The sequence below is a fragment of the Streptosporangium sp. NPDC002544 genome, from assembly GCF_040295965.1.
GTDB lineage: Bacteria > Actinomycetota > Actinomycetes > Streptosporangiales > Streptosporangiaceae > Streptosporangium.
Genome location: NZ_JBEOWJ010000010.1, coordinates 137,773 through 161,983, shown reverse-complemented (window position 1 = coordinate 161,983; position 24,211 = coordinate 137,773). Strand labels below are relative to the sequence as shown.

The following is a 24,211-nucleotide window of genomic DNA, read 5'->3' as shown; positions in this document are numbered from 1 at the left end:
GGGTGAGGGGGCGTCGTCCCGGGCGGTCGCTGCCGGTGCTGGCCGGGGTGGGGGCCGCCTCGGTGACGATGGCGATGCTCGGGTTCTGCTCGGTCGACGCGCCCGCCGACCAGGCCGGACGCCCGCTCGCGGACACGTCGACCGGCGCCCCGCCACGGGGCGACGTGCCGCAGGGGAGGGCACCGGAGGGCTCCGCCCAGTCCGCCGGTCACGCGTGGTCGGCCCAGGGCCCTCCGGTGACGGCCGCGCGGGTGCCGTGGGAGGGCGGTCCCGCCTACTACGGGCGGTTCGCCGCGCCCGCCGCGGCGGGCTGGACGAGCCCGTCGTTCTTCCCGGTCGGCGTCTGGTTCGAGTCCGTGATCAGCCAGGCCGATGTGAACAGGGACAGGGCCGCGGGGATCAACACGTACGTGGAGCTGACCGAGACCAGCGACATGGCACTGGTGCGGAAGAACGGGATGTCGGCGCTGACGAACGTCCCCCTGCCCGGCTACGGCAGCGAGACGGTGGGCTGGCTGCTCGACGACGAGGTGGACATGTGGGCGAAGGCGGGGGACGCGCGGTGGACCGGCAACCACCCCGGCGAGGGCCCCCTGTGCGTCCCGGAGGAGCGGGGATGCGGTTTCACGGTGCTACGCGCTCAGAAAGACCGGCTCCCGAAGGGCGACGGAAGGCTCCACTACGCCAACTACGGCAAGGGCGTGATGATGTGGGAGAAGGACGCGGACGCCGCCGCGTTCGTCAACCGCTTCACCGACGCCGTCTCGGCCGACGTCTACTGGTACACCAGCGCGAGCGTCTGTCTGGACGGGCAGAACTTCCTGGCACTGCCGGTCGCCAGGTGCCGCAGGGCCGCCAACTACGGCGCCGTCATCGACCGCCAGCGCGAGCTGGACGCGCTGGACGGCCGCCGCCAGCCGATCTACGGCTTCGTCGAGGTCGGCTGGCCGGCCGAGAACGACACCCGGGCGATCCAGCCGGACCAGGTGACGGGCGCGGTGATGAACTCGCTGATCCACGAGGCTCGGGGCATCATCTACTTCAACCACAACTTCGGCGGCCCCTGCCACTCCCAGCACGTGCTGCGCGAGGGGTGCGGGAAGGAGGTCAGGCCCGCGGTGGCCGAGATCAACCGGCGGATCAGGAAGCTGGCCCCCGTGCTGAACACCCAGTCCTACGCGCACCGCTTCGGCACCGGCCTCGACACCATGCTGAAATACCACCGGGGCTCGTACTACGTCTTCGCGATGCCCGGCGGGAAGACGGCGCCGGGCAGGCGCACGTTCACGCTGCCGCGCGGGGTGCGGGCCGCGCGCGCCGAGGTCCTCTTCGAGAACCGGACGGTCCGCGTCGACGGCAAGGGCCGCTTCACCGACTCCTTCGCCGCCGAGTACTCCCACCACATCTATCGGATCACCCCCTGAGCCCCGTCACGGTCGCCGGGTTCGCGGAGGGTTCTCGCCGGGACTCCGCTGCGATCGGACGGCCGGCTCACCATCAGGTCCCTCGCCGAGGAAGCCGGCCTCAGGCGCAACAAGCCGGCGCATGAGCCACTCGGATGAATGTCCTCGTGAAGGCGCAGGACTCCCGGCCTGTTGCGGCGGTCAGCCGAGCCAGCGGCCGTCGCGCATGAGGTCGCGTCCGCGCAGCTCGTTCGCCTCCCGCCAGGCCTGGATGCGCCGCGGCCGGATCAGGAAGTACTGGTAGGGCTCGTCGAGCTCGCGCGGGTCGAAACCGGTCTTGGCCGCGAACGCGTCACCCGTCTTGGGGGCGAGGTCGGCGAGGTCCACCGGCTCGGCGGTGCCCTCGACGACGACGACGTCGCGGGTCGGCCCGAGGCTGAGGCGCACCCGGCCGTCCGCCAGCAGGTTGCGGCCGGTGACCGAGGCGCGCGGCGTCGAGATGAGGAACGCGGTCCCGTCCCAGAGGTACGAGAGCGGGATGAGGTGGACGCCGTCCGAGGAACCCGACGTCGCGACCCAGAGATCGACGTCGCTCTCCAGTTTCGCGCGAGTGTCCCGCAGCCTCTCCTCAAGTCCACGCGGCGGCGCGCCCGTCATGCTTCCTCCAGTCACTTCGTGGCGAGCCCTTCCTGCAGGGGACGGGCTCCGTCGGTCATCGGCCGGTTCACCGGGGCCGCGGGCTTCCAGGCAGCAGCGACACATCAGGGCGTGGGTGCCGGCGATGCGGCCTCCCATGCAAACCCGTCCGGGTCGGTGAAAGACCCGGCATCGCCACCGATCATGAGCCGGTGCGATCCGGTGCCGTCGGGAGAGACGCCGACATCCTTGGCAAGGGCACGGCGCCGGTACAGCGCCAGCTTGACGGGACTCGACCCAGCGGCGAACTCGACGTACATGCGGCCGAAGCTCTTCGCCACAGCAAGGCCCTGGTCGAGGTAGAACCGCTTGCTCGCGGCCACGTCCGCGACTCCCAGCAGGAGCACGATCTCGTCGATCTGCCGGGTGGCCGGGCCGGTGTCCTTCTTCGCCGAGGTCGCGATCTTCCAGATCGCCCCGTCCGGGGCCTGTACGACACCGCCGTAGCCCCAGAGCGACTTCGCGGCAGGCTTCAGCGTCGTGGCGCCGGCGTCGAGGGCGGTGTCGATGAGGCTGTTGACGGTGGCCGGCTGGGACACCGTGAGCGCCAGCGTGAACCCACGGAAGCCGGTTGTGGGTGCCTCCGAGGCCCGCAGGCGTATCTGCGTGTCCAGGCCGAAAGCGGCGGTGTAGAAGCGGTCGGCGGCTGTGGGGTCGGCCACGTCGAGGGTGACGGATTCGATGGATGCCATGGCCATCACGCTAGTTGCGGCTCTGCGACCGGCGCTTCTTGATTCCTGACCGGTCTGGTCACCTGTTTCGCCACGCACGGCGGCATCCCCGCCGTCGCGTGCGCCGCGTGGTGCCGGTAGGTGCTGGGCGGCATGCCGACCAGTTCGGTGAAGCGGGTGCTGAAGGTGCCCAGCGACGAGCAGCCGACCGTGAAGCAGACCTCGGTGACGCTGAGGTCGCCACGACGCAGCAGCGTCATCGCGCGCTCGATGCGCCGCGTCATCAGGTACGAGTACGGCGACTCGCCGTAGGCCAGCCGGAACTGGCGGCTGAGGTGCCCGGCGGACATGTTCACGCCGCGGGCGAGCGCCTCGACGTTCAGCGGCTGCGCGTACTCCCGGTCGATCCGGTCGCGGACGCGGCGCAGCCGCGCGAGGTCGCTCAGGCGCTGCGCCGCGGCGCGTGCGCGCCCCCACGAGGGGTGACACATGGGAGAACTCCTTTTCGTCGATGTCCGTGAGCGGCTGGGCCGCATGCCGGGGCAGGCGGCGAGGTGCTCGATGACCGGCTTGCCGGAGTCGACGAGTCGGTCGAGCAACTGCTCGGTGGCGGGATGGAGGCCGGTGGTCGCGACGCCGGCCATCGTGGCCGAATCGATGACCGGACGGCTCAGCGAAGCTCCTGGATGCGGACCAGGTTGCCCGCGGGATCGCGGAAGGCGCAGTCGCGGACGCCGTACGGCTGCTCGACCAGCTCCTGGACGACCTCGGCGTCGCCGGCCTGCAGCTTCTCGAAAGTGCCGTCGAGGTCGGGGGTGGCCAGCAGGATCCAGCCGTAGGTGCCCTTGGCCATCATCTCGGCGATGGTGCGGCGCTCGTCGTCGGTGATCCCGGGGTCGGCGGCCGGCGGCGCCAGGAGGATGGACGTGCCGGGCTGGCCGACGGGGCCGACCGTGATCCAGCGCATCTTGCCCTGTCCGACGTCGCTGCGGACCTCGAAGCCGAGGGCGTCACGGTAGAAGGCCAGGGACGCGTCCGGGTCGTCATGCGGGAGGAAGCTCGTGTGAATGGTGATGTCCATGACAATCAGGCTAGCTGCGGCTTTGTGACCCGCGCTTCTCGATTCCTGATCGATCGGGCGATCTGTCTCGCCCGTCGCGCGCACCGCCTGGCGTCGCGTCGCCCAGGATCTCCTCAACCGTCCCCAGTGATCACAGACCGGGGCAGCGCCTCCTGCTCAGCCACCAGCCGCCGGTTCGGCTCCGCGTTCTGCTCCCGGGAGCGCTCCACCCACTCCCGGGCCGTAGCCTCCCGACCGGACGGCTCCTCCTGCAGCGATGCCCGGATAGCCGGGCGGGCGGGTTCGAAGGGGAAGGCGCCAGCGGGCCCAGATGGTTTTGCCCGGATGGTTGGGGAGGGGGGTGACGCCGGTGTCGTGGGCGAGGGCTCTGACGATGGTCAGGCCGCGGCCGTGGATGGCTTCGACGCCGAGGGCGAGGTGCCGGGGCCGTCCTGGACCCCGGTCGGTGACCTGGATCTGGAACTCGTCCGCGCCGGTCCACAGGGAGAGCCTGACCACGGGCTCGCCGTGGATGATCGCGTTGGCGAGCAGCTCGCCGACCACCAGGACGGCGTCGTCGACGAGGTGGTGGAGCGCCCAGGCGGCGAGGGTCTCGCGCACCATGGCGCGGGTCTTGCCGATGATCGGCAGGTCATGTGGCAGGTCCCAGCAGACGGTGCGCGGGCCGACTGGAGTCCGCGAGTCGTCCAGGGCCGGTGGGGTGTCCGGGGTCTCGGGCATGGGCCCTCCTTGGGGTGACGGTGTGCTGTGTTCGGCCTCGCGCATCAGGTCGCGTAGCTCGTCGGCGGTGTCGGCCTGGACGATCAGGGGTTCGGGGGCGGGCCAGCCGGCGACGGCGTGGAAGCGCCGGGTGCCGGGGCCGTACCAGACGGTCCAGGCGGGCTCGATCTGGTCGAGCCGCTCGGCGCGGGCTCGCTCGGCCAGGTCCCAGGGCCGGGAGACGACCTGCGCGGTGGCCGTTCCTCGCCGGTGCCGCCCGCTCTGCCGGGCCTGGGGGTCGCGTCCGTTCATGCCGTCGCTCCCTGCCGGTATGGGGTGTGCTTACCGGAGGGGGTACGGGTGCCCAGTGGCCTTCCACGCCGGTACGGCACGGCGGCCGTGGTCACGGCCGACTCCGGTCGCCGGTGCCGGCCGGGGGATGGTGTGTGCCCGGAGGGGAGCATCGGAACCTGCTCGGTGGAGAGCAACGGAGGGTGTTCGGGGGAGGTTGCCGGAACCTCCTTGGTAGGGGTCATCGGGGGGTGTTCGGGGAAGGCCGTGGTCTGGCCGGGGGAGGTGATCGGGGGTGGCGGGGTGAGGGGGCGGTGGGTGGGGTGGGCCGCCGGGTGGCCGGAGAGGCCGAGGCGGCGGCGGGTGGTCATTCGGGCGTGTACCTGGGTGGGGGTGGGCTGCTCCCAGTGATGGTGCGCGCGGTGCGGGAGGCTGGCGGCCTCGTGTGCGTATGGGGGATGGCCGCACCAGCGGCAGCCGAGGGGCATCGGCGGCCGGTTCGCGTGCCAACGTACCCGGATCGGCCTGGGGTTTCCTCTAGGGTTGTGCATCAGATCGGACCTCCGTAGTCCGGTCGAGGGGCTTGTCGTGGCGTGCCGTGCCGTGGCAGGCCCCGCTCTGTTTGGGGATTAAGGGCGATATGGCCCGGTATTTCCGTCTTGCGCGAAGTGGCTTCCGTCCACCCGGCGTGGCTTACTCGGTGGTGACAGGTGTGTGTCCGGAAGAGGCATGAGCCGCGACCGATGGTGCGTTTTCCGCTGAATCGACGGACATTTCCACTCCCTTTATCCAGACATATGCGGCGATTTTTTCGACGGCCGTAGAGGGTTGCTCTCCGCGTGCAAGAGAGGGTCGCTCCGGCGGCGTTTCCGCTCTCCCGGATCTCTTCACAGAGTGCCCCTGGGTGACTACTTTGGGTATCGAAAGTCGAGGCACATCAGTGTGACAGTTTGTAGAAAAGCTGCTCTGCTTGTGTCGTGTGTGGAATCCCCCGCTGGACGGAGCCGAAATGTCCAAGAACCCCAAACCCAACCCGAAAAACGAAAAATGGGCTCTCTTCGGCGCGGAACTCCGCAAGTACCGGAAAAAGGCAAAAATGACCCAGGACGACCTGGCCGAGGTGACTCAGTTCAGCAGGAGCCTGCTGAGCTTCACCGAGAGAGGCGAGCGCAATCCCAGCCGCAACCTGGCGCAACGCTGCGACGACGCTCTGGGCGCGAACGGAGAACTCATCCAGTACTGGACGTACATCACCCACGCGGCGAGCCCTCGATGGTTCCGCGACTGGCTCGACATCGAACCGGAAGCGCACGCCCTGCATACCTGGCAACCGATCGTCGTGCCCGGCCTTCTCCAGACCGAGGAGTACGCGCGGGCGGTTATTCGCGGAGAGCCCGGCATAACTGACGAGCAGGTGGGAAAGGCCGTCGCGGCTCGCATGGAGCGACAGAAGATCTTGTTGCGATCTACACCGCCTATGCTCTGGGTCATCCTCGACGAAGGAGTCCTACATCGCCCGATCGGCGGAGAAGAGGTCATGCAACACCAACTCCAGCATCTTCTGGAAATGGTCGAGCGACCTCGGATCGGTATCCAGATCCTTCCTTTGATGCGTGGATCGACTACGGGAACTTCGGGAGGCTTCGTGATTGCTCAGCTTCCAGGAAACCCGGATATGGTATATGTCGAGTCTGTAACGCACGGACATGTGACAAATCGGCCAGAGGATGTCGGGGCTGTCTGCGCCCGATACGACACCATCCGAGCTGAGGCAAGCCCTCAGTATGTCTCGATCGAATTGATCAGAGAGGCAGAGAGGCTATGGACATGAGCGATGAGCTGAAGAGCGCGGCCTGGCGTAAGGCCACCAAGAGTGCGTCAAACCAGGGCGATTGCCTGGAGGTAGCTCCGCTGTCGGGTGGTCGGGTGGGTTTGCGGGACACCGAGGCTCCCGAGCGGGCGCCGTTCGTGGTGAGCGCGAGTGTCTGGGACGCCTTCATTGACGGCGCCAAGAAGGGCGAGTTCGACTTCTAGCCCCAACCTCGGAACACGGGAAGGTTCTCGCCAGGGGCTTTCCCGTCCGTACCGCCAACAGCGGAGAGGCGGAGAAACCGTGGACCTGAGTGATGAGCTGAAGAGCGCGGCCTGGCGCAAGGCCACCAAGAGCGGGCCCAATGGTGGGGACTGCCTGGAGGTGGCTCCGCTGTCGGGTGGCCAGGTGGGCCTGCGGGACACCGAGGCTCCCGAGCGGGCGCCGTTCGTGGTGAGCGCGAGTGTCTGGGACGCCTTCATTGACGGCGCCAAGAAGGGCGAGTTCGACTTCTGACTCCACTCCCGGAAACAGGGAAGCCCTCGACCAAGTGGCCGAGGGCTTCTGGCGTCGTACGGGCTATGCCACGGTGTATTCGACGTCGCCGAAGTCGGCCACCACGCGCAGCCGCCCGCCGAGAGCCTCGACGTAGGAGCGCAGGGTCGCCACCTCGACGCGGTCGACCTCCCCGTGTTCGATGGCCGAGACCCTTGGGCCGGAGACCCCCATGGTGGTGGCCACGTCGCGCTGGGTCAGATCCTGCTCACGCCTGATCTCCGCGAGCTTGTGCGCCCTGACCTCCGCGGCGAGCTGCTCCATCGCGGCGGACTTCTCGGCATCCGATTGCACGGGCAGTCCCGCAGCCTGGCGCCGCTCCCGCGCCCGCTGCTTCACCTCGTCCCAGTTGACCGCGCTCATTCGTACTCCCTGCTAGCCAGCTCCGCTATGTGCTCGGCGTACCGCTTCTCTGCCATCGGTACGTTCGTGTCATACCAATGGTCCCAGTTGCCGGCCTTGTCGCCCGCGACCAGAAGCACTGCCCGGCGAACCGGGTCGAATGCGAACAGAATGCGGATCTCGCTTCCTTTCGACGAGCCAGGTCGCAACTCTTTCAGATGGTGGTTATCGGCTCCCTTGATGCGATCCACCAGCGGTCGGCCCAGTGTCGGCCCGACCTGCGCCAGCATGTCTATGGCGTTTTCAACCTGCTCGGCGCTGTCCCAGTCGTCCTGGCATAGCCGGTCGTACCAGTCGGCGACCTCGGCAACCAGCACGACCTGCCACCCAGCTCCATCCATAGCTTAACCCTGGCATTAAGACAGCAGCAAGGAGGCACTTTTCTGATCAGAGGAGCAAGCCGCTTGCTCTGCTCCTACCAGCTCGTCCTTTTGCGGCTGTTTGCGGGTGCGGACCGTCCCCGGTGGCGCCAAGCGCGGCTCGGCCAGCAGGCGTTCCGGGCCGTCGTGCTGAATGCCTACGACCGGCGCTGCGCCATCACCGGCGACAGGATCCGTCCCGTCCTGCAGGCCGCCCACATCCGTCCCGTCTCCGCCGGGGGTGAGCACCGTCTGGACAATGGGCTGCTGCTGCGCTCGGATATCCACACCCTCTTCGACCGCGGTTACCTGGCGCTCGATCCCACGTATCGGCTGCGGGTCAGCCCACGGCTTCGCGAGGAGTTCGGCAACGGCGAGCAGTTCTATCGGCGTGCCGGAAGCCAGATAGCCCTTCCTCGGCACCGCCGTGACCGCCCCGACCCCGAGACCCTCGAATGGCACCTGGACGAGGTGTTCCTGGCGTCCTGAGTCACGAGGCCTGCCAGGTTCTCCCAGCAGGAGAAGATGGCGAGAATCGCCCCTTTCGCCTCCACATGCCAGCTAACATGCTAGCTAAGTGGAGTCGCTGATCACACGGCTGAGAGTCAGCCGGCCGTACGCTTTCAAGGACCTTGACCGCAGCGGGGCACGGAGATGGGCCCGCTACGAGCTGCCCCCGCGCCTGCTCCGGTCGGCTGCCGTCGGGACGCCCGCGTCATCACGAGCAGACCGACGCCCTCAGCTGCTGGAAGCACTCGGTGACGAAACCCTGTCCCGTGCCGAGTTGGCAACGCGCACCGGCCTGGGCGACCAGACCGTACGCCGCTGGCTGTCGATCATGCGAGAGGAGGGCGTCGTCGAACTGGTGGGAAGCTCACCCAGGAGCAGAGACGCGCGATACCGGCGGGTCCAGCAGGGCTCCCTGTTCTCGCCTTCGTGAAGGAGCGCACCCATGGAAGTACCGCCGACTCACCAAATGAGTCAACGTCGCTCCTGGAACGAGAGAAGCCCTCGGCAACCTGGCCGAGGGCTTCCGTCGTCGTATTACGCCTGTTTGCGGGCGCGGGGTGGCTCAGTCAAGCCACTCGCTCAGCCGTTTTCGCGGGCGAACCAGGCGACGGTCCGCCGTAGCCCCTCCTCAAGGCCGACGGTGGGCCGCCAGTCGAGGATCTCGGCGGCGGGGGCCGGGTCGGCGATCCTGGCGCTGTCCAGTGGTCTGTCGGTGAGCGCGCCGTAGCGGGGGCCGATCCGGCCGCCGATGATCCGGGAGAGCAGGTCCACCGTGTCGCGGATCGAGGTGCCCGTCCCCGTACCGATGTCGAAGGCCCGGCCCGCCGCGTCCGGGGTCTCGCCCGCCGCGAGGAAGGCGTCGACCACGTCGTCCACGTACACCCAGTCGAGCTCGCGCGTCCCGCTGCCCAGCTCGGGCTCCTGGCCGCGCAGCAGTGACAGCGCCACGTAGGGGACCAGCTTGCGGGTGTCCTGGCGGCCCGGCCCGTAGACCATGCCGATCCGCAGGTTGCTGACCTGGACGCCCCACAGGTGGTGGAACATCCGCGCGTAGCCGTCCGCGGCCCACTTGGAGACCGCATAGGGCGAGGACGGCGCCCTGTCCCCCTCCTCCGGCCTGGGCTCCTCCAGCGAGCCCGCCAGCACCACCCGGGTCCCCGGGGCGCCGGCGACCGCCGTGAGCAGGTTGACCACACCGGTGAGGTTGCTGTGCAGCATTGGCAGCACGAGCCGGGGGTCCCTGGCCCCGGCTACCTCGCTGGCCAGGTGGAACACGACGGTCGGCTGGACGGAGTCGAGGAGTCCGTTGACCGCGTCCACGTCGGCGACGTCGGCGACGTGCCAGGTCTCGCCGTCCGTGCTCTCCCTGACCCGGCGGCCGACCGCGTGCACCCGTGCGCCGAGCGTGCCCAGGCGTCGCACCAGGTGGGCCCCGATGAAGCCGCCCGCCCCCGTCACCAGCACCCGTCTCCCACGCCAGTGATCCTCTGCTCCGTGCACGGGGACCGGTACCGGGCTTCGCATGTGAGCTCTCCCTGTTCGAGCGGGGTTCTCGGGGAAGGACCGGATAATTCATACCTCGCGACGTCGGATATCGGCAGGCATTGCCGAGAATCCAGGGAAAAGCGAAAAGGCCCGCTCCGAGGAGCGGGCCTTGCCGTGTGCTGTCAGCCGATACGCCAGGTGTCTCCGCCGAGCAGCAGGTCGTTCAGGTCACCGGGACCCCGCTCGTCGACGGCCTCCTGGAGTTGCTCGGTCATGAGCTCGTCGTAGGAGGGGCGGGCGACGCTGCGGAAGACGCCGATCGGGACGTGCTCGAAGGCGGGCTCGTCCAGCCGGGAGAGCGCGAAGGCCAGCGAGGGGTCGGCGCGGTGGGCGTCGTGCACGAGGATCTCGTCCTCGCTCACCGACGACCTCGGGACGACCTCGATACCGCCGTCGGCCGCCCGGCGCACCGCCTTGGAAGCCGAGGCGATGGGCCGGCCGTGCTCCAGGCGGAGCGTGATGTCGTCCCGCCGCTCCGGGTCCTTCAACTGCTCGAAGGCGTTGTCGTTGAAGATGTTGCAGTTCTGGTAGATCTCGACCAGGGAGGTGCCCCGGTGCTCGGCGGCCTCGCGCAGCACCGACTGCAGGTGCTTGCGGTCGGAGTCGATGGTCCTGGCCACGAAGGAGGCCTCGGCGCCGATGGCCAGCGAGATCGGGTTGAACGGCTTGTCCAGCGAGCCCATCGGGGTGGACTTCGTGATCTTGCCGACCTCGGAGGTCGGGGAGTACTGCCCCTTGGTGAGACCGTAGATCCTGTTGTTGAACAGCAGGATGTTCAGGTTGACGTTGCGGCGCAGCGCGTGGATGAGGTGGTTGCCGCCGATGGACAGCGAGTCGCCGTCACCGGTGATCACCCAGACCGACAGGTCGGGACGCGAGGCGGCCAGGCCGGTCGCGATCGCCGGGGCGCGGCCGTGGATCGAGTGGAACCCGTAGGTGTCCATGTAGTACGGGAACCGCGAGGAGCAGCCGATGCCCGAGACGAACACCATGTTCTCGCGCTTGAGGCCGAGCTCGGGCACGAACGACTGGACCGCGGCCAGGATGGCGTAGTCACCGCATCCGGGGCACCAGCGGACCTCCTGGTCGGTCTTGAAGTCCTTCATGCCGAGCTTGACCTCGGACTTCGGGACCAGCGAAAGTCCCCCGCCGGATCCGGGGACGGACAATTCGGTACCACTACTCACTGTCGATCACGTCCTGGATCACGCCGGCAAGTTCTTCGGCCTTGAACGGAAGTCCACGCACTCGGTTGTAGCTGATGATGTCGACCAGGAAGCGGGCACGGAGCAGCAGCGCGAGCTGGCCGAGGTTGATCTCCGGCAGGAGCACCTTGTCGTACGCGCGCAGGACCTCGCCGGTGTTGGCGGGCAGCGGGTTGACGTGCCGCAGGTGGGCCTGGGCGACCTTGCCGCCGGCCTTCCTGATGCGCCGCGCGGCCGCCGCGATCGGTCCGTAGGTGGACCCCCAGCCGAGCACCAGCACGCGGGCGTCGCCGTCGGGATCGTCCACCTCAAGCGCCGGGATGTCGTGGGCGATCCCGTCGATCTTGGCCTGGCGGATCCTGACCATCCGGTCGTGGTTGTCGGGATCGTAGGAGATGTTCCCGGTGCCCTCGGCCTTCTCGATACCGCCGATCCGGTGCTCCAGGCCGGCGGTGCCGGGAATCGCCCAGGGGCGGGCGAGGGTCTCGGGGTCGCGCTTGAACGGCAGGAAGGTCACGCCGTCCTCGGCGTTCGGCCCGGAGGCGAACTCGGTGGAGATGTCGGGCAGATCGGCGGCGTCGGGCACCTTCCACGGCTCGGAGCCGTTGGCGAGGTAGCCGTCGGAGAGCAGCATGACCGGGGTGCGGTACTTCACCGCGATCCTGGCCGCCTCCACCGCCGCGTCGAAGCAGTCGGAGGGGGTCGAGGGGGCGATGATCGGCAGCGGCGACTCGCCGTTGCGGCCGTACATGGCCATCAGGAGGTCGGTCTGCTCGGTCTTGGTGGGCATGCCGGTGCTGGGACCCGCACGCTGCACGTCGACCACGATGAGCGGCAGCTCGGTGGTCACCGCGAGGCCGACGGTCTCGGCCTTCAGCGCGACACCGGGCCCGGAGGTCGTCGTGATGCCCAGGGCGCCGCCGAAGGAGGCGCCGAGCGCCGCGCCGACGCCCGCGATCTCGTCCTCGGCCTGGAAGGTGCGGATGCCGAACCGCTTGTGCTTGGAGAGCTCGTGCAGGATGTCGCTGGCCGGGGTGATCGGGTAGGACCCGAGGAAGAGCGGCAGCCTCGACTGCACCGAGGCCGCGATCAGGCCGTAGGCGAGCGCCTGGTTGCCGGAGATGTTGCGGTACACGCCAGGAGGCAGCTTGGCCGGCTTGACCTCGTAGGAGACCGAGAAGGACTCGGTGGTCTCGCCGTAGTTCCAGCCCGCCTGGAAGGCGGCGATGTTGGCCTTGGCGATGTCGGGCTTCTTGGCGAACTTGGTCTCCAGGAACTGGATCGTCGCCTCGGTGGGCCGGTGGTAGAGCCAGCTCAGCAGCCCGAGGGCGAACATGTTCTTGGAGCGCTCGGCGTCCTTCTTGGACAGCGCGAAGCCTTCGAGGGCCTTGACGGTCAGCGAGGTCAGCGGCACCGAGTGGACCCGCCACGCGGCGAGCGAGTCGTCCTCGAGCGGGCTGACGGCGTAGCCCACCTTCTGCAGGTTGCGCTTGGTGAACTCGTCGGTGTTGGCGATGATGTCGGCGCCACGCGGCAGGTCCGAGAGGTTCGCCTTCAGCGCGGCGGGGTTCATCGCGACCAGGACGTTGGGCGCGTCACCCGGGGTGAGGATGTCGTGGTCGGCGAAGTGGAGCTGAAAACTCGACACGCCCGGCAGGGTGCCTGCGGGGGCGCGGATCTCGGCGGGGAAGTTGGGGAGTGTCGACAGGTCGTTGCCGAACTCAGCCGTCCCGGCGGTGAAACGGTCGCCGGTCAGCTGCATGCCGTCGCCGGAGTCCCCGGCAAAACGGATGATCACGCGTTCGAGTTGCTGAACCTGCTTGGTCACAGCTCAGTCCTCCTCGACGCGACAGGGCGCCGTTGTTCGTGGCACATTCTTTTTTCCATGCTAGATCCTCGGGGGTCACGCGTAGGCTTTTCGCGTTCCACTCGGCGGAGAAGGGCGACCCGTGTCGCGCATCCTCTGCGGCCGCTGAGTCGAAACCTGGGGCGCGGATGTCGCGTTTTGCGGCCGGATCACGGCCTACGTGGAGGTCACGATCGCGGACGGCCGTCCCGACACAGCCCCGCCGCGAGCCGGCACAGGTCAACGTGCAGGCGGGCGAAGAGGACAGTTGAGGTCACGCTGCCCAACTATATGTCCCGTCGCGGCCGCGTTCTCATCGCCTCAGGCTATGGCCCCATAGCTCCAGGTTATGACATCGGCTACCGGTCCGGCGCCGTCGAAACGCCCCCGGAGTCGTAGGTCCGGCCGGGCACCATCTCGTGCGATCCGTACAGCTCGGGGACGGTGACAAAGGTATAGCCCGCCGCGGAGAGCCGGCGCAGGATTTCCGGGGCCGCGTCGACCGTCGCGGGGTGGGAGTCGTGCAGGAGGACGATCGCTCCGGGCTCGACCCGGGCGACGGTCCGGCCGGCGATCGCCCGGGGGTCGGGGTCCCAGCGGTCCTCGGGGTCCACGTTCCAGCGCACCACGGCCATGTTCAGGCGGCCCGCGACGGAGGCCACCTGAATGTCGCTGCCGCCGTACGGCGGGCGCATCAGGGTGGGGACCTGGCCGATGATCTGGGCGATCGAGTGCTGCGCGCGGGTGAGCTGGTCGGCGATCCTGGTGGGGGGCAGCATGGTGAGATCGCGGTGGGACCAGGTGTGGTTGGCCACCAGGTGTCCCTCGTCGCGCATCCGCCTGAGCAGGTCGGGCCGGGCGGAGGCGTTGGAACCGAGGGTGAAGAAGGTCGCCCTCGCCCCGTGGGCGCGGAGGGTGTCGAGCAGCCGCGCGGTCTCGGGGCCCGGCCCGTCGTCGTAGGTCAGCGCCACGCACTTGAGCTTCGCGCAGTCCACGCTGCCCGCCATGGAGCTGCGCGCCGGCGGCTTGTCGGTGCTCGCGGCCTTGATCTCCTCCCGCGACGTGGGGGCCGGAGCCTTCTTCGCCTGCACGGCCGAGCGCTGTGCCCGCAGCCCGATCTCCGACAGCAGCGGCGCCGCGGTCGCGGACGGTACGGCGACCGCCACCCGGCCGGCGACCCCCAGCCCCACCTGCTCGTCGTCGAACTCCACGACGAGGTCGCCACGCGGGTTGAAACCGAGGGAGTCGAACATCTCCCGGTCCGGCCTGAGCGCGTTCGGGGTCACCAGCGGTCCCCGCAGCCTCAGCTCGCCCCTGACGATCCCGGCCAGCGTGACCAGCGCGGGACGGCCGGTGAGCAGGTCGGCGGAGTCGAGGACGCGCCCCTTCACCCGGTCGTACCAGACGGTGGTGCGCGCCTCGCTCCAGCCCGACTCCATGGAGTGACCGATGCGCAGCCGTACCCCCAGGACCTCGGGGGACGCGGCGGCGAGCTGCCAGTCCACGTTGAACTCGGGCTTGGGCAGGGCGTCGGCGGGGGCGCTGTGCCGGGTGAACCCGTCGAGCTCTTCGCGCACGGTCCCGCGGAGCTTCTCGGTGAGGCGGGGGGCGCCGGGGACGGCCGGATAGACGGCGTGCACGTGCCGGTTTCCCGTCTCTCCGGAGAACAGGGTCCGTGTGTTCAGGCCCTGGACCACGGAGGGGTCCACATAATTGATCAATGTGGGCTCCGAGGGCATGGGGGCCTTCGCGGAAGAGGGGGTGACGGCTGCGCCGCAACCGGCGATCGTCACGGCCATCCAGGCGATTCCTCCGGCGAATCGCAGGTTGAGCATGAAGTCACCTTAGGTGCGGTAACAGTGCATTTACCCTGATTTGAGGTTAAGTGCACGGAGGCTTTAGTGGTCTTGGGTACGTGGGCTTCGCCGCATGACGGGAAGGACGGATACTGCTATAGGTAGGGCGTACGGCAGATCGGACGAGGCCGTGCGGCAGGCCCCGAAGAGGAGAGGCCATGAGCGGATATTTCGGCTCTTATGTGGTGGTCCTCGCGCTGTTCGCGATCGGCCTGCTGATCGTCGCCGGGGCGCTGCTCGTCAACCGGGCGCTCCGTCCCAACCGCCCCACCGCCGAGAAGCTGCTCACCTACGAGTGCGGCGTCGACCCGGTCGGCGACGGCTGGGCCCAGTCCCAGGTCCGCTACTACGTGTTCACCTACCTTTATGTGATCTTCGCGGTTGACGCGGTCTTCCTCTTCCCCTGGGCGACGATCTTCGCCGAGCCGGGCTTCGGGACGACCACCCTGGCCGAGATGTTCGTCTTCCTCGGCTTCATCGCGCTCGGCATCCTGTACGCCTGGCGCAAGCGCGTGCTCACCTGGACCTGAACCGGGCGAGCGCGAGCACCGACCCTGAAGGAGAATGCGTGCCATGGCAGATCTCCCGATGCCCACGGTGGGCCCGGCATCACGGCTCGCCCCCAAACCCATGCGCTTCATCCTCAACTGGGGGCGTCGCTACTCGCTGTGGGCGTTCAACTTCGGCCTGGCCTGCTGCGCCATCGAGTTCATCGCGACCTCGATGAGCAGGCACGACTTCATCAGGTTCGGGGTCATCCCGTTCGCCAACGGTCCCCGGCAGGCGGATCTGATGATCGTCTCGGGCACAGTGACCGACAAGATGGCCCCCGCGGTCAAGCGGCTCTACGAGCAGATGCCCGAGCCCAAGTACGTGATCTCCTTCGGTGCCTGCTCCAACTCCGGCGGTCCTTACTGGGACTCCTACTGCGTGACCAAGGGCGTCGACCAGATCATCCCGGTGGACGTCTACGTCCCCGGCTGCCCTCCCCGCCCCGAGGCGCTGCTCCACGGCATCATGATGCTCCAGGAGAAGATCGCCGCCGAGAACCTGGGTGACCGCTATGCCTGACCTGCACCCCTTCACCCACGGCGAGGGCGCCCGGGTGTCGGAGTCCTTCGGTTACCGGACCGTCGACGTGGACGCCGACGACTGGATCGCCCTGCTGGAATCCGCCAGATCCCAGGGGTACGAGTTCTTCGACTGGCTGACCGCGGTGGACGAGCCGCCGGAGGCCTTCGCGGTCGTCGCGCACCTGTTCGCCCCGGCCTCTCACGCCCACCTGCTGCTGCGCACCAGGGTGGCGCGCGAGGACCCCCGGCTGCCCAGCGCGGTCGGCGTCTTCCGCGGAGCCGACTGGCACGAGCGCGAGACCTTCGAGATGTTCGGCGTCGTCTTCGAGGGCCACCCGAACCTCGTCCCGCTGCTGCTCCCCGAGGGCTTCGAGGGGTTCCCGCTGCGCAAGGACTTCGTACTGGCCGCCAGGGTCGCCAAGGCATGGCCGGGAGCCAAGGAACCCGGCGAGTCCGACCACGGCTCGCCGAGCCGCCGCAAGACGCTCCCGCCGGGGGTGCCCACCGACTGGGGGCGCGAGCGTGGCGGCTGAGACATTCCGGCGACCCGGCAGGCTTCTCCCCCCGAAGGACCGGAGGTAAGCATGATCGCCGAGGTGCTCGACGTCGCGGTCCGGCTGGTCGTGATCGTCGCGGTCTTCCTGGTGCTGCCGCTGGTCGCCGGGCAGATGGAGCACAAGGTCATGGCGCACATGCAGGCGCGCCTCGGCCCCATGTACGCCGGAGGCTTTCACGGCTGGGCGCAGCTGATCGCCGACGGGGTCAAGTTCATGCAGAAGGAGCAGGTGATCCCGGCCGCCGCCGACCGCAGGGTCTTCACCCTGGCCCCCGGCGTGGCGCTGGTCCCCTATCTCCTGGTGATGGTCGTCATCCCGGTCGGGCCGGGGCTGGTCGGGGTCGACCTGGACGCCGGGCTGTTCTTCGTCCTCGCCGTGATGGGGGTCGGCGTGCTCGGCTCGATCATGGCCGGTTGGTCGTCGGGCAACAAGTACTCGGTCCTGGGCGGAGTGCGCTCGGCGGCCCAGCTCATGTCGTACGAGCTGCCGCTGGTCCTCGCGGCCTCCAGCGTCGCGATGGCGGCGGGCACGCTCTCCCTGCCGGGCATCGTGGAGGCCTGGCAGTGGTGGTGGCTGCCCTGGCAGGCGATCGGCGGCGTGGTCTTCTTCGTCGCGGGACTCGCCGAGCTCCGGCGCCCGCCGTTCGACATGCCGATCGCCGACTCCGAGCTCATCATGGGCCCGATGACCGAGTACACGGGCATCAGGTTCGCCCTGTTCATGCTGGCCGAGTACGCGGGGATCATCGTGGTCTCCGCGCTGACCAGCGTGCTGTTCCTGGGCGGCTGGCACGGCCCCCTCCTGCCGGGGCCGGTGTGGATGCTCATCAAGGTCTTCCTGCTGGTCTTCGTGGTCATCTGGCTGAGGGTGAGCTATCCCAGGCTCCGCGAGGACCAGCTGCAGAGGCTCGCCTGGGTCGGTCTGGTGCCGCTGGCGCTGGTCCAGCTCGCGCTGACGGGGGTCGTCAGGGTCATCGCCGGGTAACCTCGCACCGCGCGCCCGCACCGGTTTCCCGCTCGGCCCACCGTACGGATGATCTGACGTTCGAAGCGCTCACCCTGGGCAGGGAGCAGTGCACCCTGCGACATCACTTGCCAAGGACGGAACGGATGACCCTCGCGCTTGCCGTGGAAAACGACGAACTGGTCGTCGATGTGCCGGAGCACTCACCGGTGCGGTTGCCGCTCGCCGGTGCGGGCCGGGCGAGCAGGTTGCTGATCTTCGGCTACCCCGGCCGGGGCAGGACGAGATACGGCCTGGCGGTGCTCGACGAGTCCGGCCTGGTCATGCTGGAGGCTCCGGGGTCCCGGTCGAGGAGAGCGGTGGAGGCGTTCGCCGCGGGCAACGGGCTGGAGTTCGAGTTCCGGGCGTTCGACACCCCGCAGCAGGCCAGGGTCGCGCTGGCCCGCAGGTCGCCGAGGTGGCGCGCGGTGACCTGGCGCAGGGCGCCCGCGCCCCTGCCGCGGCTGCGCGTGCCCGGTGCGAGAAGCCTCAGGCCGCCGCTGAGCTCGCCGAAGGTGTGGTGGCGCGAGCAGTTGCTGTACGTGCTCATGTGGGCGGTGCTCGCCTACGGGGCGGCCTTCGTGGCGCTGGTGCTCCTCAACCTGACCAATACCCGCGCCGACGTCACCAGGGGAGACGTCACTCAGGGAGACGTCACCTGGGGAATGGAGCCGCTCGGGGTCGCCGCCCTGGTGCTGGCCGGGCTGACGGTCGTCGGGGCCGTCGTCGTGATCGGGGTCGGCCGCCGCAGGTCCCGCGACCAGACCGCCCAGGGGCGCGTGCTCAGGCGCGGGGGCCAGCCGCACTGCCGCCTGATGGTCGTCCACGGCCGCCTGCTGCTGGAGACCGCGCGCAGGACCCGCGAGCTGGACGCCTCCGAGCTGCTGCTCTACTCGGCGGAGTCCGGCGTGACCGGCCTGCTGGTGGGCGGGGGGCTGTTCCACCTGCCGGGGCGTTGGAACGCGGGGGACGTCGAGCGCTTCGCCGCGGGCAACGGCCTTGGGTTCCAGGCTCGCTCGCTGACCCACCAGGAGTACCTGGACCTGACGGCGGAGGCGAAGGACGCGGTCCCCTGACCTGCCGGCCGGGAACGTCTACTGCACGATCCGCAGCATGATGTCGGAGGCCGTGGGCCGGTTGCGGGGCTGCTTGTCCAGGCAGGCCGCGGCCAGCGGGCGCAGTGACTGGGGCAGGGCAGTCAGGTCCGGCTGGTGGTTGATCACCCGGTTCAGGATCGCGGGGATGGTGTCCTCGCCGAAGGCCACCCGGCCGGAGGCGGCGAAGATCATGGTCGAGGCCCAGCTGAACACGTCGGTCTCCGGGCCGATCGTCTCGCCCGCGAGCTGCTCGGGCGACATGTAGGCGGGGGTGCCCATGATGTTGCCCGATGTCGCGGTGACCTGGTCGAGGGCCCGGGCGATGCCGAAATCGATCACGCGGGGTCCGTCGGCGCCGATCAGCACGTTGGCCGGTTTGAAATCCCGGTGCACCACGCCGGCCCGGTGGATCGCGGCCAGCGCGCCCGCCGTGGCCAGGGCCAGCCGGGTCAGCCCGTCCTCGTCGCGCGGACCCTTGTCGCGGACCAGCTGCTCCAGGGAGACGCCCTCCACGTACTCGCTGACGACGTACGCCTGGTCCTCGTTGATGTTCACGTCCAGCACCCGGGCCGTGGAGAAGGTCGCCACCCTGCGCGTCGCCTCCACCTCCCGCAGGAATCGCTCCCTGACCACCTGGTTGCCGTTGAAGTGCTCGTGCAGCACCTTGATCGCGACCTTCTGCCCCTGCGGGGTGAGCGCGAGGTGGACCGTTCCCTGACCGCCCTTCCCCAGGCTGCCGATCAGGCGGTAGGGCCCCAGCCAGCCCTGGGGGGCCGGGGTGTTCTGCGGGCTTTGGGGGGTCTGGCCCGGTACGGCGTGGGTGGGCGGGCCCTGCGGGAATTGGCCCTGGGTGAATTGGCCCTGCGTGAAGTGGCTCTGCACGTACTGGGGCGGCCGGTCGTCACGCTGATGGTGCTGTGCCTGCTGGTATCCGCCGTGCTGCGCGGGCCCCGGGTGCCGCTGCGCCGGCCGTTGCGCGGGCGGGTGCTGGACCGAGACCACCGTGGGGCCGGTCTGGTGGGGCACCGGCTGGGGCGGGCGCCCGTACTCCGGGGCCGGCCGCGGGTGGAACTCCTGGAACGGCCGCGGCCGGAACACCTCTCCCCTGAGGATCAGCGCGTGGCCCAGCCCGCCGAGCCAGCTGCCGAACAGGCCGATCATCCCGATGGCGTCCAGCCAGACCGGGATGAGATCGGAGCTCCCGTAGATCCCGGCGGCGATCACGAAGGTGCCGATGCCGAGGGCGTAGAGGGCGGCGGCGAGGGCCAGCAACGGGCTCCGCAGCCGGCGCGCGGCGTGGCCGATGACGAACGGCGTCCCGACACCGCAGGTCAACAGGGGCACCAGCGCCCACACCACGCTCCACGCGGTGTTGGATCGTGCCGGTGGTCGCGGCTGCCAGGCCGGTCCGTACTGGTGGGACATGTGCCGAACAATACGATTTTTTCAGGATGTCCGCAGTCTCTTCGGTGTTGGCTCGGTGGTTGGGGGGTGATTATCGAACACACAGTCTGTGGATAACTTCTGTGGATAACCCGGGTGATCTCTGTGTTGTGACGGTCTGGAGGGCCCACCGCATTCCCGAGCGCCCCACTGTGCGTCATGATGTTGAGTTGTGGCACGGATACCAGGAGTGGGGTTGGTGAAGGGACTCTCCGTCACCCTTCGCCACATGCTGAGCAGATCGGTGACTCAGCAGTACCCCGAAGTCCGGCCGGATCTGCCCCCGAGGAGCAGGGGGGTGATCGCGCTGGTCGAGGAGAACTGCACGGTGTGCATGCTCTGCGCTCGCGAGTGCCCCGACTGGTGCATCTACATCGACTCCCACAAGGAGACCCTCCCCGCCCCGGAGGGGGGCCGTCCCCGCGCCCGCAACATGCTCGACCGGTTCGCGATCGACTTCTCCCTCTGCATGTACTGCGGGATCTGCATCGAGGTCTGCCCGTTCGACGCGCTGTTCTGGTCTCCGGAGTTCGAGTACGCCGAGGGCGACATCCGCAACCTCCTTCACGAGAAGGACAAGCTGTCCGCCTGGGCCCAGACCGTCCCGCCGCCCCCGGCCCACGAGCCGGGCGCCGAGCCGCCGAAGGAACTGGCGGCCACCTCCCGCCCGGTCCGCCCCCGTCCCACGCCGGCTCCCCAGGCTGCCGCGACTCCCGCGCCCGAGGCCCCGGGAGTTCCCGAGGAGCCAGCCGCGCGACGTGTTCCGTCACCCGGCAGACCGGCCAGGACAGGTCCCTCGGCGGGACACGCGAGCGTCCGGGCCATCCGGCCGCCGGGTGCCCTCCCCAAGAAGGACACTCCGTCCACAGGCGAGTCGTCCACCGAGAAGTTATCCACAGGCAAGGGTGACGTTCCTCCTAAGGCGGCCCCGCCGGAGCAGACTTCTTCCACGGATCCGAGTGGAGAGCCCGAGGAGGAGACATGACCGAGGCGCCGTCCTATCTGTCGCCGACCGGGCAGGAGATCGTCTTTCTCCTGCTGGGCGCGGTGGCCGTCGGGTCGGCGCTGCTTACCGTGACCACCAGACAACTCGTCCACGCCGCCCTGTGGCTGGTGGTCTGCTTCGGCGCGCTGGCCGGGGGCTACCTGGTCCTCACCGCCGAGTTCGTCGCCTGGGTCCAGGTGCTGATCTACGTCGGCGCGATCGTCGTCCTGCTGCTGTTCGGCATCATGCTCACCCGCGCTCCGATCGGCAGGAGCGCCGACCTCGACAGCCCGAACCGGCCGACCGCCGTGATCGTGGCGATCGCCACCGCGGCCGTGCTGGTCACCGTCGTCGTCGACGGCTTCCGGATGGCCTACGTCCCGCTTGAGCCCGGCGGCGGTTCGGCCGGGGAACTCGGCGCGAGCATCTTCCGCAACTGGGTGCTCCCGTTCGAAGTGCTCTCGGTCCTGCTGCTGGCGGCACTGATCGGCGCCATCGTCCTGTCCCGCACCGACATTCGCGGGAGGGACTGAAGGTGCACGTCGTCTACCCCCTGGTCGTCTCGGCACTGCTCTTCTCCATCGGCGTGTACGGCGTGCTCGCCCGGCGCAACACGATCCTCGTGCTGATGTCCGTCGAGATCATGCTCAACGCCGTCAACCTCAACCTGGTCGTCTTCGACGTCTGGTTACGCGACCGGCTGCACAGCGGGCAGGTGCTCACCCTGTTCGTCATCGTGATCGCCGCCGCCGAGGTCGGTCTCGGTCTCGCGATCGTTCTCGCGCTCTACCGCAACCGCCGGACCATCGACCTCGACCGCCTCCGCTCCCTGGCCGAGCCCACCGACCCCGGGGCCACGAGCCCCGGGCCGGTCGACCCCGGACCCGATGGCATCCAGCCCACCGATCCCGGATCCACCGGCCCCGCCGGAGAGGCACTCCCCGGCGAGGCCGGTGCCCACTCCCCACCTCGGCCCCAGAGCCCGGAGCAGACCCCGGCCGAGACCCGGAGCCTGCCCCAGGGCCACACCCGGACCGCGACCCGCACGCGGCAGTCCCGGTTTCCCGCCGGATCCGAGACGGACACCAGGCCGGGTGACGCGTCATGATCACTGTCGCCTCGCTCGTGATCCTGCTGCCCTTCCTCGCCGCGGCCACCGGGCTTCTCGGCTCCCGCTTCCCCCGGGGGCTTCGCGGCGCGACGTCCCGCACCCCCCCCGGCACAGACCTCAACGCCGGCGCCAACCGCCGGGCCGCCTGGATCGCCGTGCTGCCCACCGCGATCTCCACCGCCCTGGCGATCTGGCTGGCCTACGCCACCTGGGCGGCCACCGGCCAGGGCGGAATCGAGCCGCGGGTCCCGATCGGGAGCGGGGGCCAGGTCGCGGCCGACGGCGTCACCGCGACGTTCACCGTCATCGAGACGGGGTCGGTGCCGATCTCGGTCGGGCTGCTCGTCGACGGCCTCGCCGCGTCGATCGCGGTGCTGGTCACCGTGGTCGCGCTGGCCGTGCAGGTCTACTCCATCGGCTACCTGCGCGGTGACCGGCGCTACCCGTCCTACAGCTCCTTCATCAGCCTGTTCACCAGCGCCATGCTGCTGGTCGTCTACGCGGCGGACCTCCTGGTCCTCTACGTGGGCTGGGAGATCATGGGCCTGTGCTCGTACCTGCTGGTCGGGCACTGGTGGGAGGAGCGGGCCAACTCGCGAGCGGCGATCAAGGCGTTCCTCGTCACCCGGATCGGCGACGTCGGCTTCCTGTTCGGCATCTTCGTCCTCGGGACGGCGGCCGGCAGCTTCAGGATCGCCGACGTCATCGCCGGGGTCCCCGAGATGTCGTCCGGCACCCTCATCGCCGCCACCATGCTGCTGCTGGCCGGGGTCGCGGGCAAGAGCGCCCAGGTTCCGCTGCACGTCTGGCTCCCCGACGCGATGGCAGGACCGACACCGATCAGCGCCCTCATCCACGCGGCAACCATGGTCGCCGCCGGGATCTTCGTCGTCGCCCGGCTCTATCCCGCCTTCCTCGGTGCCCGGCCCACCCTGGACGTGCTCGCGGTCCTGGCCGCCCTCGGCATGCTCGGCGCGGCCCTCGCCGCCCTGGCCCAGGACGATCTCAAGCGCGTCCTCGCCTACTCCACGATCAGCCAGCTCGCCTACATGGCGGGTGCCCTGGCCGCAGGCTCACGGGACGCCGCGATCTTCCACCTGATCACCCACGGGGCTTTCAAGGCACTGCTCTTCCTCTGCGCCGGAGCGGTGATCCACGCGGTCGGCTCCAACCTGATGAGCACGATGGGAGGTCTCCGCAGGGGGCTTCCGGTCACCTTCGCCGCGATGACGATCGGCTTCGCCGCCCTGATGGGCCTGCCTCCGGCCAGTGGCTTCTTCAGCAAGGACGAGATGCTGACGGGCATCGAGCACTCCCTGTCCGCGGGCCCGCTGACCGATGCCGCGGCCCTGCTGCTCTACGGCTGCGCCCTCGCCACGATCGCGGTGACCGGCGCCTACGCCACCCGCGCGTGGCTGCGCACCTTCTTCGGGCAGCGTGCCCCGCGGCCCGAGCCCGTGGCGGGCGAGGCCCACGCCGCCGTACCCGCCGTACATGAGGCGCCGGCCAGCATGCGCTGGCCCATCGTCGTGCTGGCCGTTCCGGCCCTGCTCCTCGGCTTCGTCCGCGTCGGCGACGTCCACTGGGGCACCGCCGCCCTCAGCCTCACGGTGGCACTGCTGGGTGCGGGGGCGGTCTACGCGGTGTGGCGCTCCGCGCCCCAGACCGACCCGGCCCGCATGCTCGGCCCCTTCCGCGTCCCCTGCGAGCGGGCCTTCTACGTCGACTCCGTCTACACCGGGCTCCTCGTCCGGCCCGTGCTGCTCCTCGCGCGCCTCGTCGTCCGCACGGACAACCGCGTGGTGGACGGCACGGTACGCGGCTCGGGCCGGACGACCCTGAGACTGGCGGGGCTGGTCCGCCTGGTGCAGAACGGCAACGCCCAGCTCTACGTCACCGGCCTGCTGGCGGGCGTCCTCCTGATCGCGGCCGGGGCGGTGATCTTCGGGTGAGCTCTCTGTCCCTCCGGGGCGGCGTGGGCGCCGCCGTACCGCTCTCCACCCGTCTGGCGGTG

General features: G+C 69.4%; 27 protein-coding genes and 1 pseudogene. 15 read left to right on the top strand and 13 right to left on the bottom strand.

Going from position 1 to position 24,211, the window contains the following annotated elements:
- Nucleotides 1–2 precede the first annotated feature (2 nt).
- Nucleotides 3–1,424: a hypothetical protein gene (locus ABT061_RS17585; protein WP_350918265.1), complete on the top strand. Its 1,422-nt coding sequence runs from the start codon at nucleotides 3–5 to the stop codon at nucleotides 1,422–1,424.
- Between the two features lie 180 nt (nucleotides 1,425–1,604).
- Here the strand turns inward: ABT061_RS17585 and ABT061_RS17580 are convergent, their stop codons facing one another.
- From ABT061_RS17580 to ABT061_RS17555, 6 genes are all read right to left on the bottom strand, one after another.
- Nucleotides 1,605–2,060, bottom strand: a complete 456-nt coding sequence (locus ABT061_RS17580) for a pyridoxamine 5'-phosphate oxidase family protein (protein ID WP_350918262.1) — start codon at nucleotides 2,058–2,060, stop codon at nucleotides 1,605–1,607.
- Between the two features lie 104 nt (nucleotides 2,061–2,164).
- Nucleotides 2,165–2,797, bottom strand: coding sequence for a glyoxalase (locus ABT061_RS17575; RefSeq protein WP_502991453.1), 633 nt, complete (start codon nucleotides 2,795–2,797; stop codon nucleotides 2,165–2,167).
- Nucleotides 2,797–3,261 carry a helix-turn-helix transcriptional regulator gene (locus ABT061_RS17570; protein ID WP_350918682.1) on the bottom strand — a complete coding sequence of 155 codons (465 nt, stop codon included), beginning with the start codon at nucleotides 3,259–3,261 and terminating at the stop codon, nucleotides 2,797–2,799. The genes ABT061_RS17575 and ABT061_RS17570 overlap by 1 nt, the downstream gene beginning before the upstream one ends.
- Nucleotides 3,262–3,440: 179 nt before the next feature.
- Nucleotides 3,441–3,851, bottom strand: a complete 411-nt coding sequence (locus ABT061_RS17565; RefSeq protein ID WP_350918256.1) for a VOC family protein — start codon at nucleotides 3,849–3,851, stop codon at nucleotides 3,441–3,443.
- Between the two features lie 156 nt (nucleotides 3,852–4,007).
- The gene (locus ABT061_RS17560; RefSeq protein ID WP_350918253.1) at nucleotides 4,008–4,862 is read right to left on the bottom strand and encodes an ATP-binding protein; all 855 of its coding nucleotides are present in this window, start codon (nucleotides 4,860–4,862) and stop codon (nucleotides 4,008–4,010) included.
- Entirely contained in the window at nucleotides 4,859–5,212 is a 354-nt protein-coding gene (locus tag ABT061_RS17555) for a hypothetical protein (RefSeq protein ID WP_350918250.1), read from the bottom strand. The genes ABT061_RS17560 and ABT061_RS17555 overlap by 4 nt, the downstream gene beginning before the upstream one ends.
- Nucleotides 5,213–5,850: 638 nt before the next feature.
- Here ABT061_RS17555 and ABT061_RS17550 point away from each other — a divergent pair.
- The 3 genes from ABT061_RS17550 (at nucleotide 5,851) to ABT061_RS17540 (ending at nucleotide 7,167) form a co-directional block, all read left to right on the top strand.
- The gene (locus ABT061_RS17550; RefSeq protein WP_350918247.1) at nucleotides 5,851–6,672 is read left to right on the top strand and encodes a helix-turn-helix domain-containing protein; all 822 of its coding nucleotides are present in this window, start codon (nucleotides 5,851–5,853) and stop codon (nucleotides 6,670–6,672) included.
- A complete protein-coding gene (locus tag ABT061_RS17545) occupies nucleotides 6,669–6,875 on the top strand; it encodes a DUF397 domain-containing protein (RefSeq protein WP_350918244.1) in 207 nt (68 codons plus the stop codon). The genes ABT061_RS17550 and ABT061_RS17545 overlap by 4 nt, the downstream gene beginning before the upstream one ends.
- A gap of 79 nt (nucleotides 6,876–6,954) precedes the next feature.
- A complete protein-coding gene (locus ABT061_RS17540; protein WP_350918241.1) occupies nucleotides 6,955–7,167 on the top strand; it encodes a DUF397 domain-containing protein in 213 nt (70 codons plus the stop codon).
- Nucleotides 7,168–7,230: 63 nt separating this feature from the next.
- Here ABT061_RS17540 and ABT061_RS17535 read toward each other — a convergent pair whose 3' ends face one another.
- Complete coding sequence (locus ABT061_RS17535) at nucleotides 7,231–7,569, bottom strand: XRE family transcriptional regulator (RefSeq protein ID WP_329089275.1); 339 nt, start codon at nucleotides 7,567–7,569, stop codon at nucleotides 7,231–7,233.
- Entirely contained in the window at nucleotides 7,566–7,925 is a 360-nt protein-coding gene (locus tag ABT061_RS17530) for a type II toxin-antitoxin system RelE/ParE family toxin (protein WP_350918239.1), read from the bottom strand. Before ABT061_RS17530 ends, ABT061_RS17535 begins: the two co-directional genes overlap by 4 nt.
- 87 nt (nucleotides 7,926–8,012) lie before the next feature.
- Between ABT061_RS17530 and ABT061_RS17525 the strand changes: the two genes are divergently transcribed.
- Nucleotides 8,013–8,456, top strand: coding sequence for an HNH endonuclease (locus tag ABT061_RS17525; protein WP_350918236.1), 444 nt, complete (start codon nucleotides 8,013–8,015; stop codon nucleotides 8,454–8,456).
- 88 nt (nucleotides 8,457–8,544) lie between these two features.
- Complete coding sequence (locus tag ABT061_RS17520) at nucleotides 8,545–8,907, top strand: hypothetical protein (RefSeq protein ID WP_350918233.1); 363 nt, start codon at nucleotides 8,545–8,547, stop codon at nucleotides 8,905–8,907.
- A 149-nt stretch (nucleotides 8,908–9,056) separates the two neighbouring features.
- Here ABT061_RS17520 and ABT061_RS17515 read toward each other — a convergent pair whose 3' ends face one another.
- From ABT061_RS17515 to ABT061_RS17500, 4 genes are all read right to left on the bottom strand, one after another.
- Nucleotides 9,057–10,001, bottom strand: coding sequence for an NAD-dependent epimerase/dehydratase family protein (locus ABT061_RS17515; RefSeq protein WP_350918230.1), 945 nt, complete (start codon nucleotides 9,999–10,001; stop codon nucleotides 9,057–9,059).
- Nucleotides 10,002–10,144: 143 nt separating this feature from the next.
- The gene (locus tag ABT061_RS17510) at nucleotides 10,145–11,191 is read right to left on the bottom strand and encodes a 2-oxoacid:ferredoxin oxidoreductase subunit beta (RefSeq protein WP_350918227.1); all 1,047 of its coding nucleotides are present in this window, start codon (nucleotides 11,189–11,191) and stop codon (nucleotides 10,145–10,147) included.
- A gap of 10 nt (nucleotides 11,192–11,201) precedes the next feature.
- A complete protein-coding gene (locus tag ABT061_RS17505; RefSeq protein ID WP_350918224.1) occupies nucleotides 11,202–13,055 on the bottom strand; it encodes a 2-oxoacid:acceptor oxidoreductase subunit alpha in 1,854 nt (617 codons plus the stop codon).
- Between the two features lie 377 nt (nucleotides 13,056–13,432).
- A complete protein-coding gene (locus ABT061_RS17500; protein ID WP_350918222.1) occupies nucleotides 13,433–14,908 on the bottom strand; it encodes a polysaccharide deacetylase family protein in 1,476 nt (491 codons plus the stop codon).
- 179 nt (nucleotides 14,909–15,087) lie between these two features.
- Here ABT061_RS17500 and ABT061_RS17495 point away from each other — a divergent pair, with 179 nt between their 5' ends.
- The 5 genes from ABT061_RS17495 to ABT061_RS17475 all read left to right on the top strand — a co-directional run bounded on the left by ABT061_RS17495 (nucleotide 15,088) and on the right by ABT061_RS17475 (nucleotide 18,637).
- A complete protein-coding gene (locus ABT061_RS17495) occupies nucleotides 15,088–15,459 on the top strand; it encodes an NADH-quinone oxidoreductase subunit A (protein WP_350918219.1) in 372 nt (123 codons plus the stop codon).
- Nucleotides 15,460–15,502: 43 nt separating this feature from the next.
- Nucleotides 15,503–16,000: an NADH-quinone oxidoreductase subunit B gene (locus ABT061_RS17490; RefSeq protein WP_451934916.1), complete on the top strand. Its 498-nt coding sequence runs from the start codon at nucleotides 15,503–15,505 to the stop codon at nucleotides 15,998–16,000.
- The gene (locus ABT061_RS17485; RefSeq protein ID WP_350918216.1) at nucleotides 15,993–16,535 is read left to right on the top strand and encodes an NADH-quinone oxidoreductase subunit C; all 543 of its coding nucleotides are present in this window, start codon (nucleotides 15,993–15,995) and stop codon (nucleotides 16,533–16,535) included. Before ABT061_RS17490 ends, ABT061_RS17485 begins: the two co-directional genes overlap by 8 nt.
- Nucleotides 16,536–16,586: 51 nt before the next feature.
- Nucleotides 16,587–17,543, top strand: coding sequence for an NADH-quinone oxidoreductase subunit NuoH (nuoH, locus tag ABT061_RS17480; RefSeq protein WP_350918213.1), 957 nt, complete (start codon nucleotides 16,587–16,589; stop codon nucleotides 17,541–17,543).
- Between the two features lie 125 nt (nucleotides 17,544–17,668).
- Nucleotides 17,669–18,637, top strand: coding sequence for a hypothetical protein (locus ABT061_RS17475; protein WP_350918210.1), 969 nt, complete (start codon nucleotides 17,669–17,671; stop codon nucleotides 18,635–18,637).
- A gap of 18 nt (nucleotides 18,638–18,655) precedes the next feature.
- Here ABT061_RS17475 and ABT061_RS17470 read toward each other — a convergent pair whose 3' ends face one another.
- Complete coding sequence (locus ABT061_RS17470; RefSeq protein WP_350918207.1) at nucleotides 18,656–20,083, bottom strand: serine/threonine-protein kinase; 1,428 nt, start codon at nucleotides 20,081–20,083, stop codon at nucleotides 18,656–18,658.
- A 247-nt stretch (nucleotides 20,084–20,330) separates the two neighbouring features.
- On the opposite strand from ABT061_RS17470, the gene ABT061_RS17465 reads away from it, so the two are divergent.
- From ABT061_RS17465 to ABT061_RS17450, 4 genes and pseudogenes are all read left to right on the top strand, one after another.
- Nucleotides 20,331–21,086, top strand: coding sequence for a NuoI/complex I 23 kDa subunit family protein (locus ABT061_RS17465; RefSeq protein ID WP_350918204.1), 756 nt, complete (start codon nucleotides 20,331–20,333; stop codon nucleotides 21,084–21,086).
- Nucleotides 21,083–21,619, top strand: a complete 537-nt coding sequence (locus ABT061_RS17460) for an NADH-quinone oxidoreductase subunit J family protein (RefSeq protein WP_350918201.1) — start codon at nucleotides 21,083–21,085, stop codon at nucleotides 21,617–21,619. Before ABT061_RS17465 ends, ABT061_RS17460 begins: the two co-directional genes overlap by 4 nt.
- Before the next feature lie 2 nt (nucleotides 21,620–21,621).
- Nucleotides 21,622–21,903, top strand: a pseudogene (gene nuoK / locus ABT061_RS17455) (NADH-quinone oxidoreductase subunit NuoK); the annotation flags it as partial.
- A 287-nt stretch (nucleotides 21,904–22,190) separates the two neighbouring features.
- Nucleotides 22,191–24,149: an NADH-quinone oxidoreductase subunit 5 family protein gene (locus ABT061_RS17450; RefSeq protein WP_350918198.1), complete on the top strand. Its 1,959-nt coding sequence runs from the start codon at nucleotides 22,191–22,193 to the stop codon at nucleotides 24,147–24,149.
- Nucleotides 24,150–24,211: the final 62 nt, after the last annotated feature.

What these genes read in the sequence shown, in the direction of transcription:
- ABT061_RS17580 (WP_350918262.1), bottom strand. Translation starts at nt 2,060, where the DNA reads ATGACGGGCGCGCCGCCGCGTGGACTTGAGGAGAGGCTGCGGGACACT.
- ABT061_RS17575 (WP_502991453.1), bottom strand. Translation starts at nt 2,797, where the DNA reads ATGGCCATGGCATCCATCGAATCCGTCACCCTCGACGTGGCCGACCCC.
- ABT061_RS17570 (WP_350918682.1), bottom strand. Translation starts at nt 3,261, where the DNA reads ATGTGTCACCCCTCGTGGGGGCGCGCACGCGCCGCGGCGCAGCGCCTG.
- ABT061_RS17565 (WP_350918256.1), bottom strand. Translation starts at nt 3,851, where the DNA reads ATGGACATCACCATTCACACGAGCTTCCTCCCGCATGACGACCCGGAC.
- ABT061_RS17560 (WP_350918253.1), bottom strand. Translation starts at nt 4,862, where the DNA reads ATGAACGGACGCGACCCCCAGGCCCGGCAGAGCGGGCGGCACCGGCGA.
- ABT061_RS17555 (WP_350918250.1), bottom strand. Translation starts at nt 5,212, where the DNA reads ATGACCACCCGCCGCCGCCTCGGCCTCTCCGGCCACCCGGCGGCCCAC.
- ABT061_RS17550 (WP_350918247.1), top strand. Translation starts at nt 5,851, where the DNA reads ATGTCCAAGAACCCCAAACCCAACCCGAAAAACGAAAAATGGGCTCTC.
- ABT061_RS17545 (WP_350918244.1), top strand. Translation starts at nt 6,669, where the DNA reads ATGAGCGATGAGCTGAAGAGCGCGGCCTGGCGTAAGGCCACCAAGAGT.
- ABT061_RS17535 (WP_329089275.1), bottom strand. Translation starts at nt 7,569, where the DNA reads ATGAGCGCGGTCAACTGGGACGAGGTGAAGCAGCGGGCGCGGGAGCGG.
- ABT061_RS17515 (WP_350918230.1), bottom strand. Translation starts at nt 10,001, where the DNA reads ATGCGAAGCCCGGTACCGGTCCCCGTGCACGGAGCAGAGGATCACTGG.
- ABT061_RS17500 (WP_350918222.1), bottom strand. Translation starts at nt 14,908, where the DNA reads ATGCTCAACCTGCGATTCGCCGGAGGAATCGCCTGGATGGCCGTGACG.
- ABT061_RS17495 (WP_350918219.1), top strand. Translation starts at nt 15,088, where the DNA reads ATGAGCGGATATTTCGGCTCTTATGTGGTGGTCCTCGCGCTGTTCGCG.
- ABT061_RS17490 (WP_451934916.1), top strand. Translation starts at nt 15,503, where the DNA reads ATGGCAGATCTCCCGATGCCCACGGTGGGCCCGGCATCACGGCTCGCC.
- ABT061_RS17485 (WP_350918216.1), top strand. Translation starts at nt 15,993, where the DNA reads ATGCCTGACCTGCACCCCTTCACCCACGGCGAGGGCGCCCGGGTGTCG.
- nuoH (WP_350918213.1), top strand. Translation starts at nt 16,587, where the DNA reads ATGATCGCCGAGGTGCTCGACGTCGCGGTCCGGCTGGTCGTGATCGTC.
- ABT061_RS17475 (WP_350918210.1), top strand. Translation starts at nt 17,669, where the DNA reads ATGACCCTCGCGCTTGCCGTGGAAAACGACGAACTGGTCGTCGATGTG.
- ABT061_RS17470 (WP_350918207.1), bottom strand. Translation starts at nt 20,083, where the DNA reads ATGTCCCACCAGTACGGACCGGCCTGGCAGCCGCGACCACCGGCACGA.
- ABT061_RS17465 (WP_350918204.1), top strand. Translation starts at nt 20,331, where the DNA reads ATGCTGAGCAGATCGGTGACTCAGCAGTACCCCGAAGTCCGGCCGGAT.
- ABT061_RS17460 (WP_350918201.1), top strand. Translation starts at nt 21,083, where the DNA reads ATGACCGAGGCGCCGTCCTATCTGTCGCCGACCGGGCAGGAGATCGTC.
- ABT061_RS17450 (WP_350918198.1), top strand. Translation starts at nt 22,191, where the DNA reads ATGATCACTGTCGCCTCGCTCGTGATCCTGCTGCCCTTCCTCGCCGCG.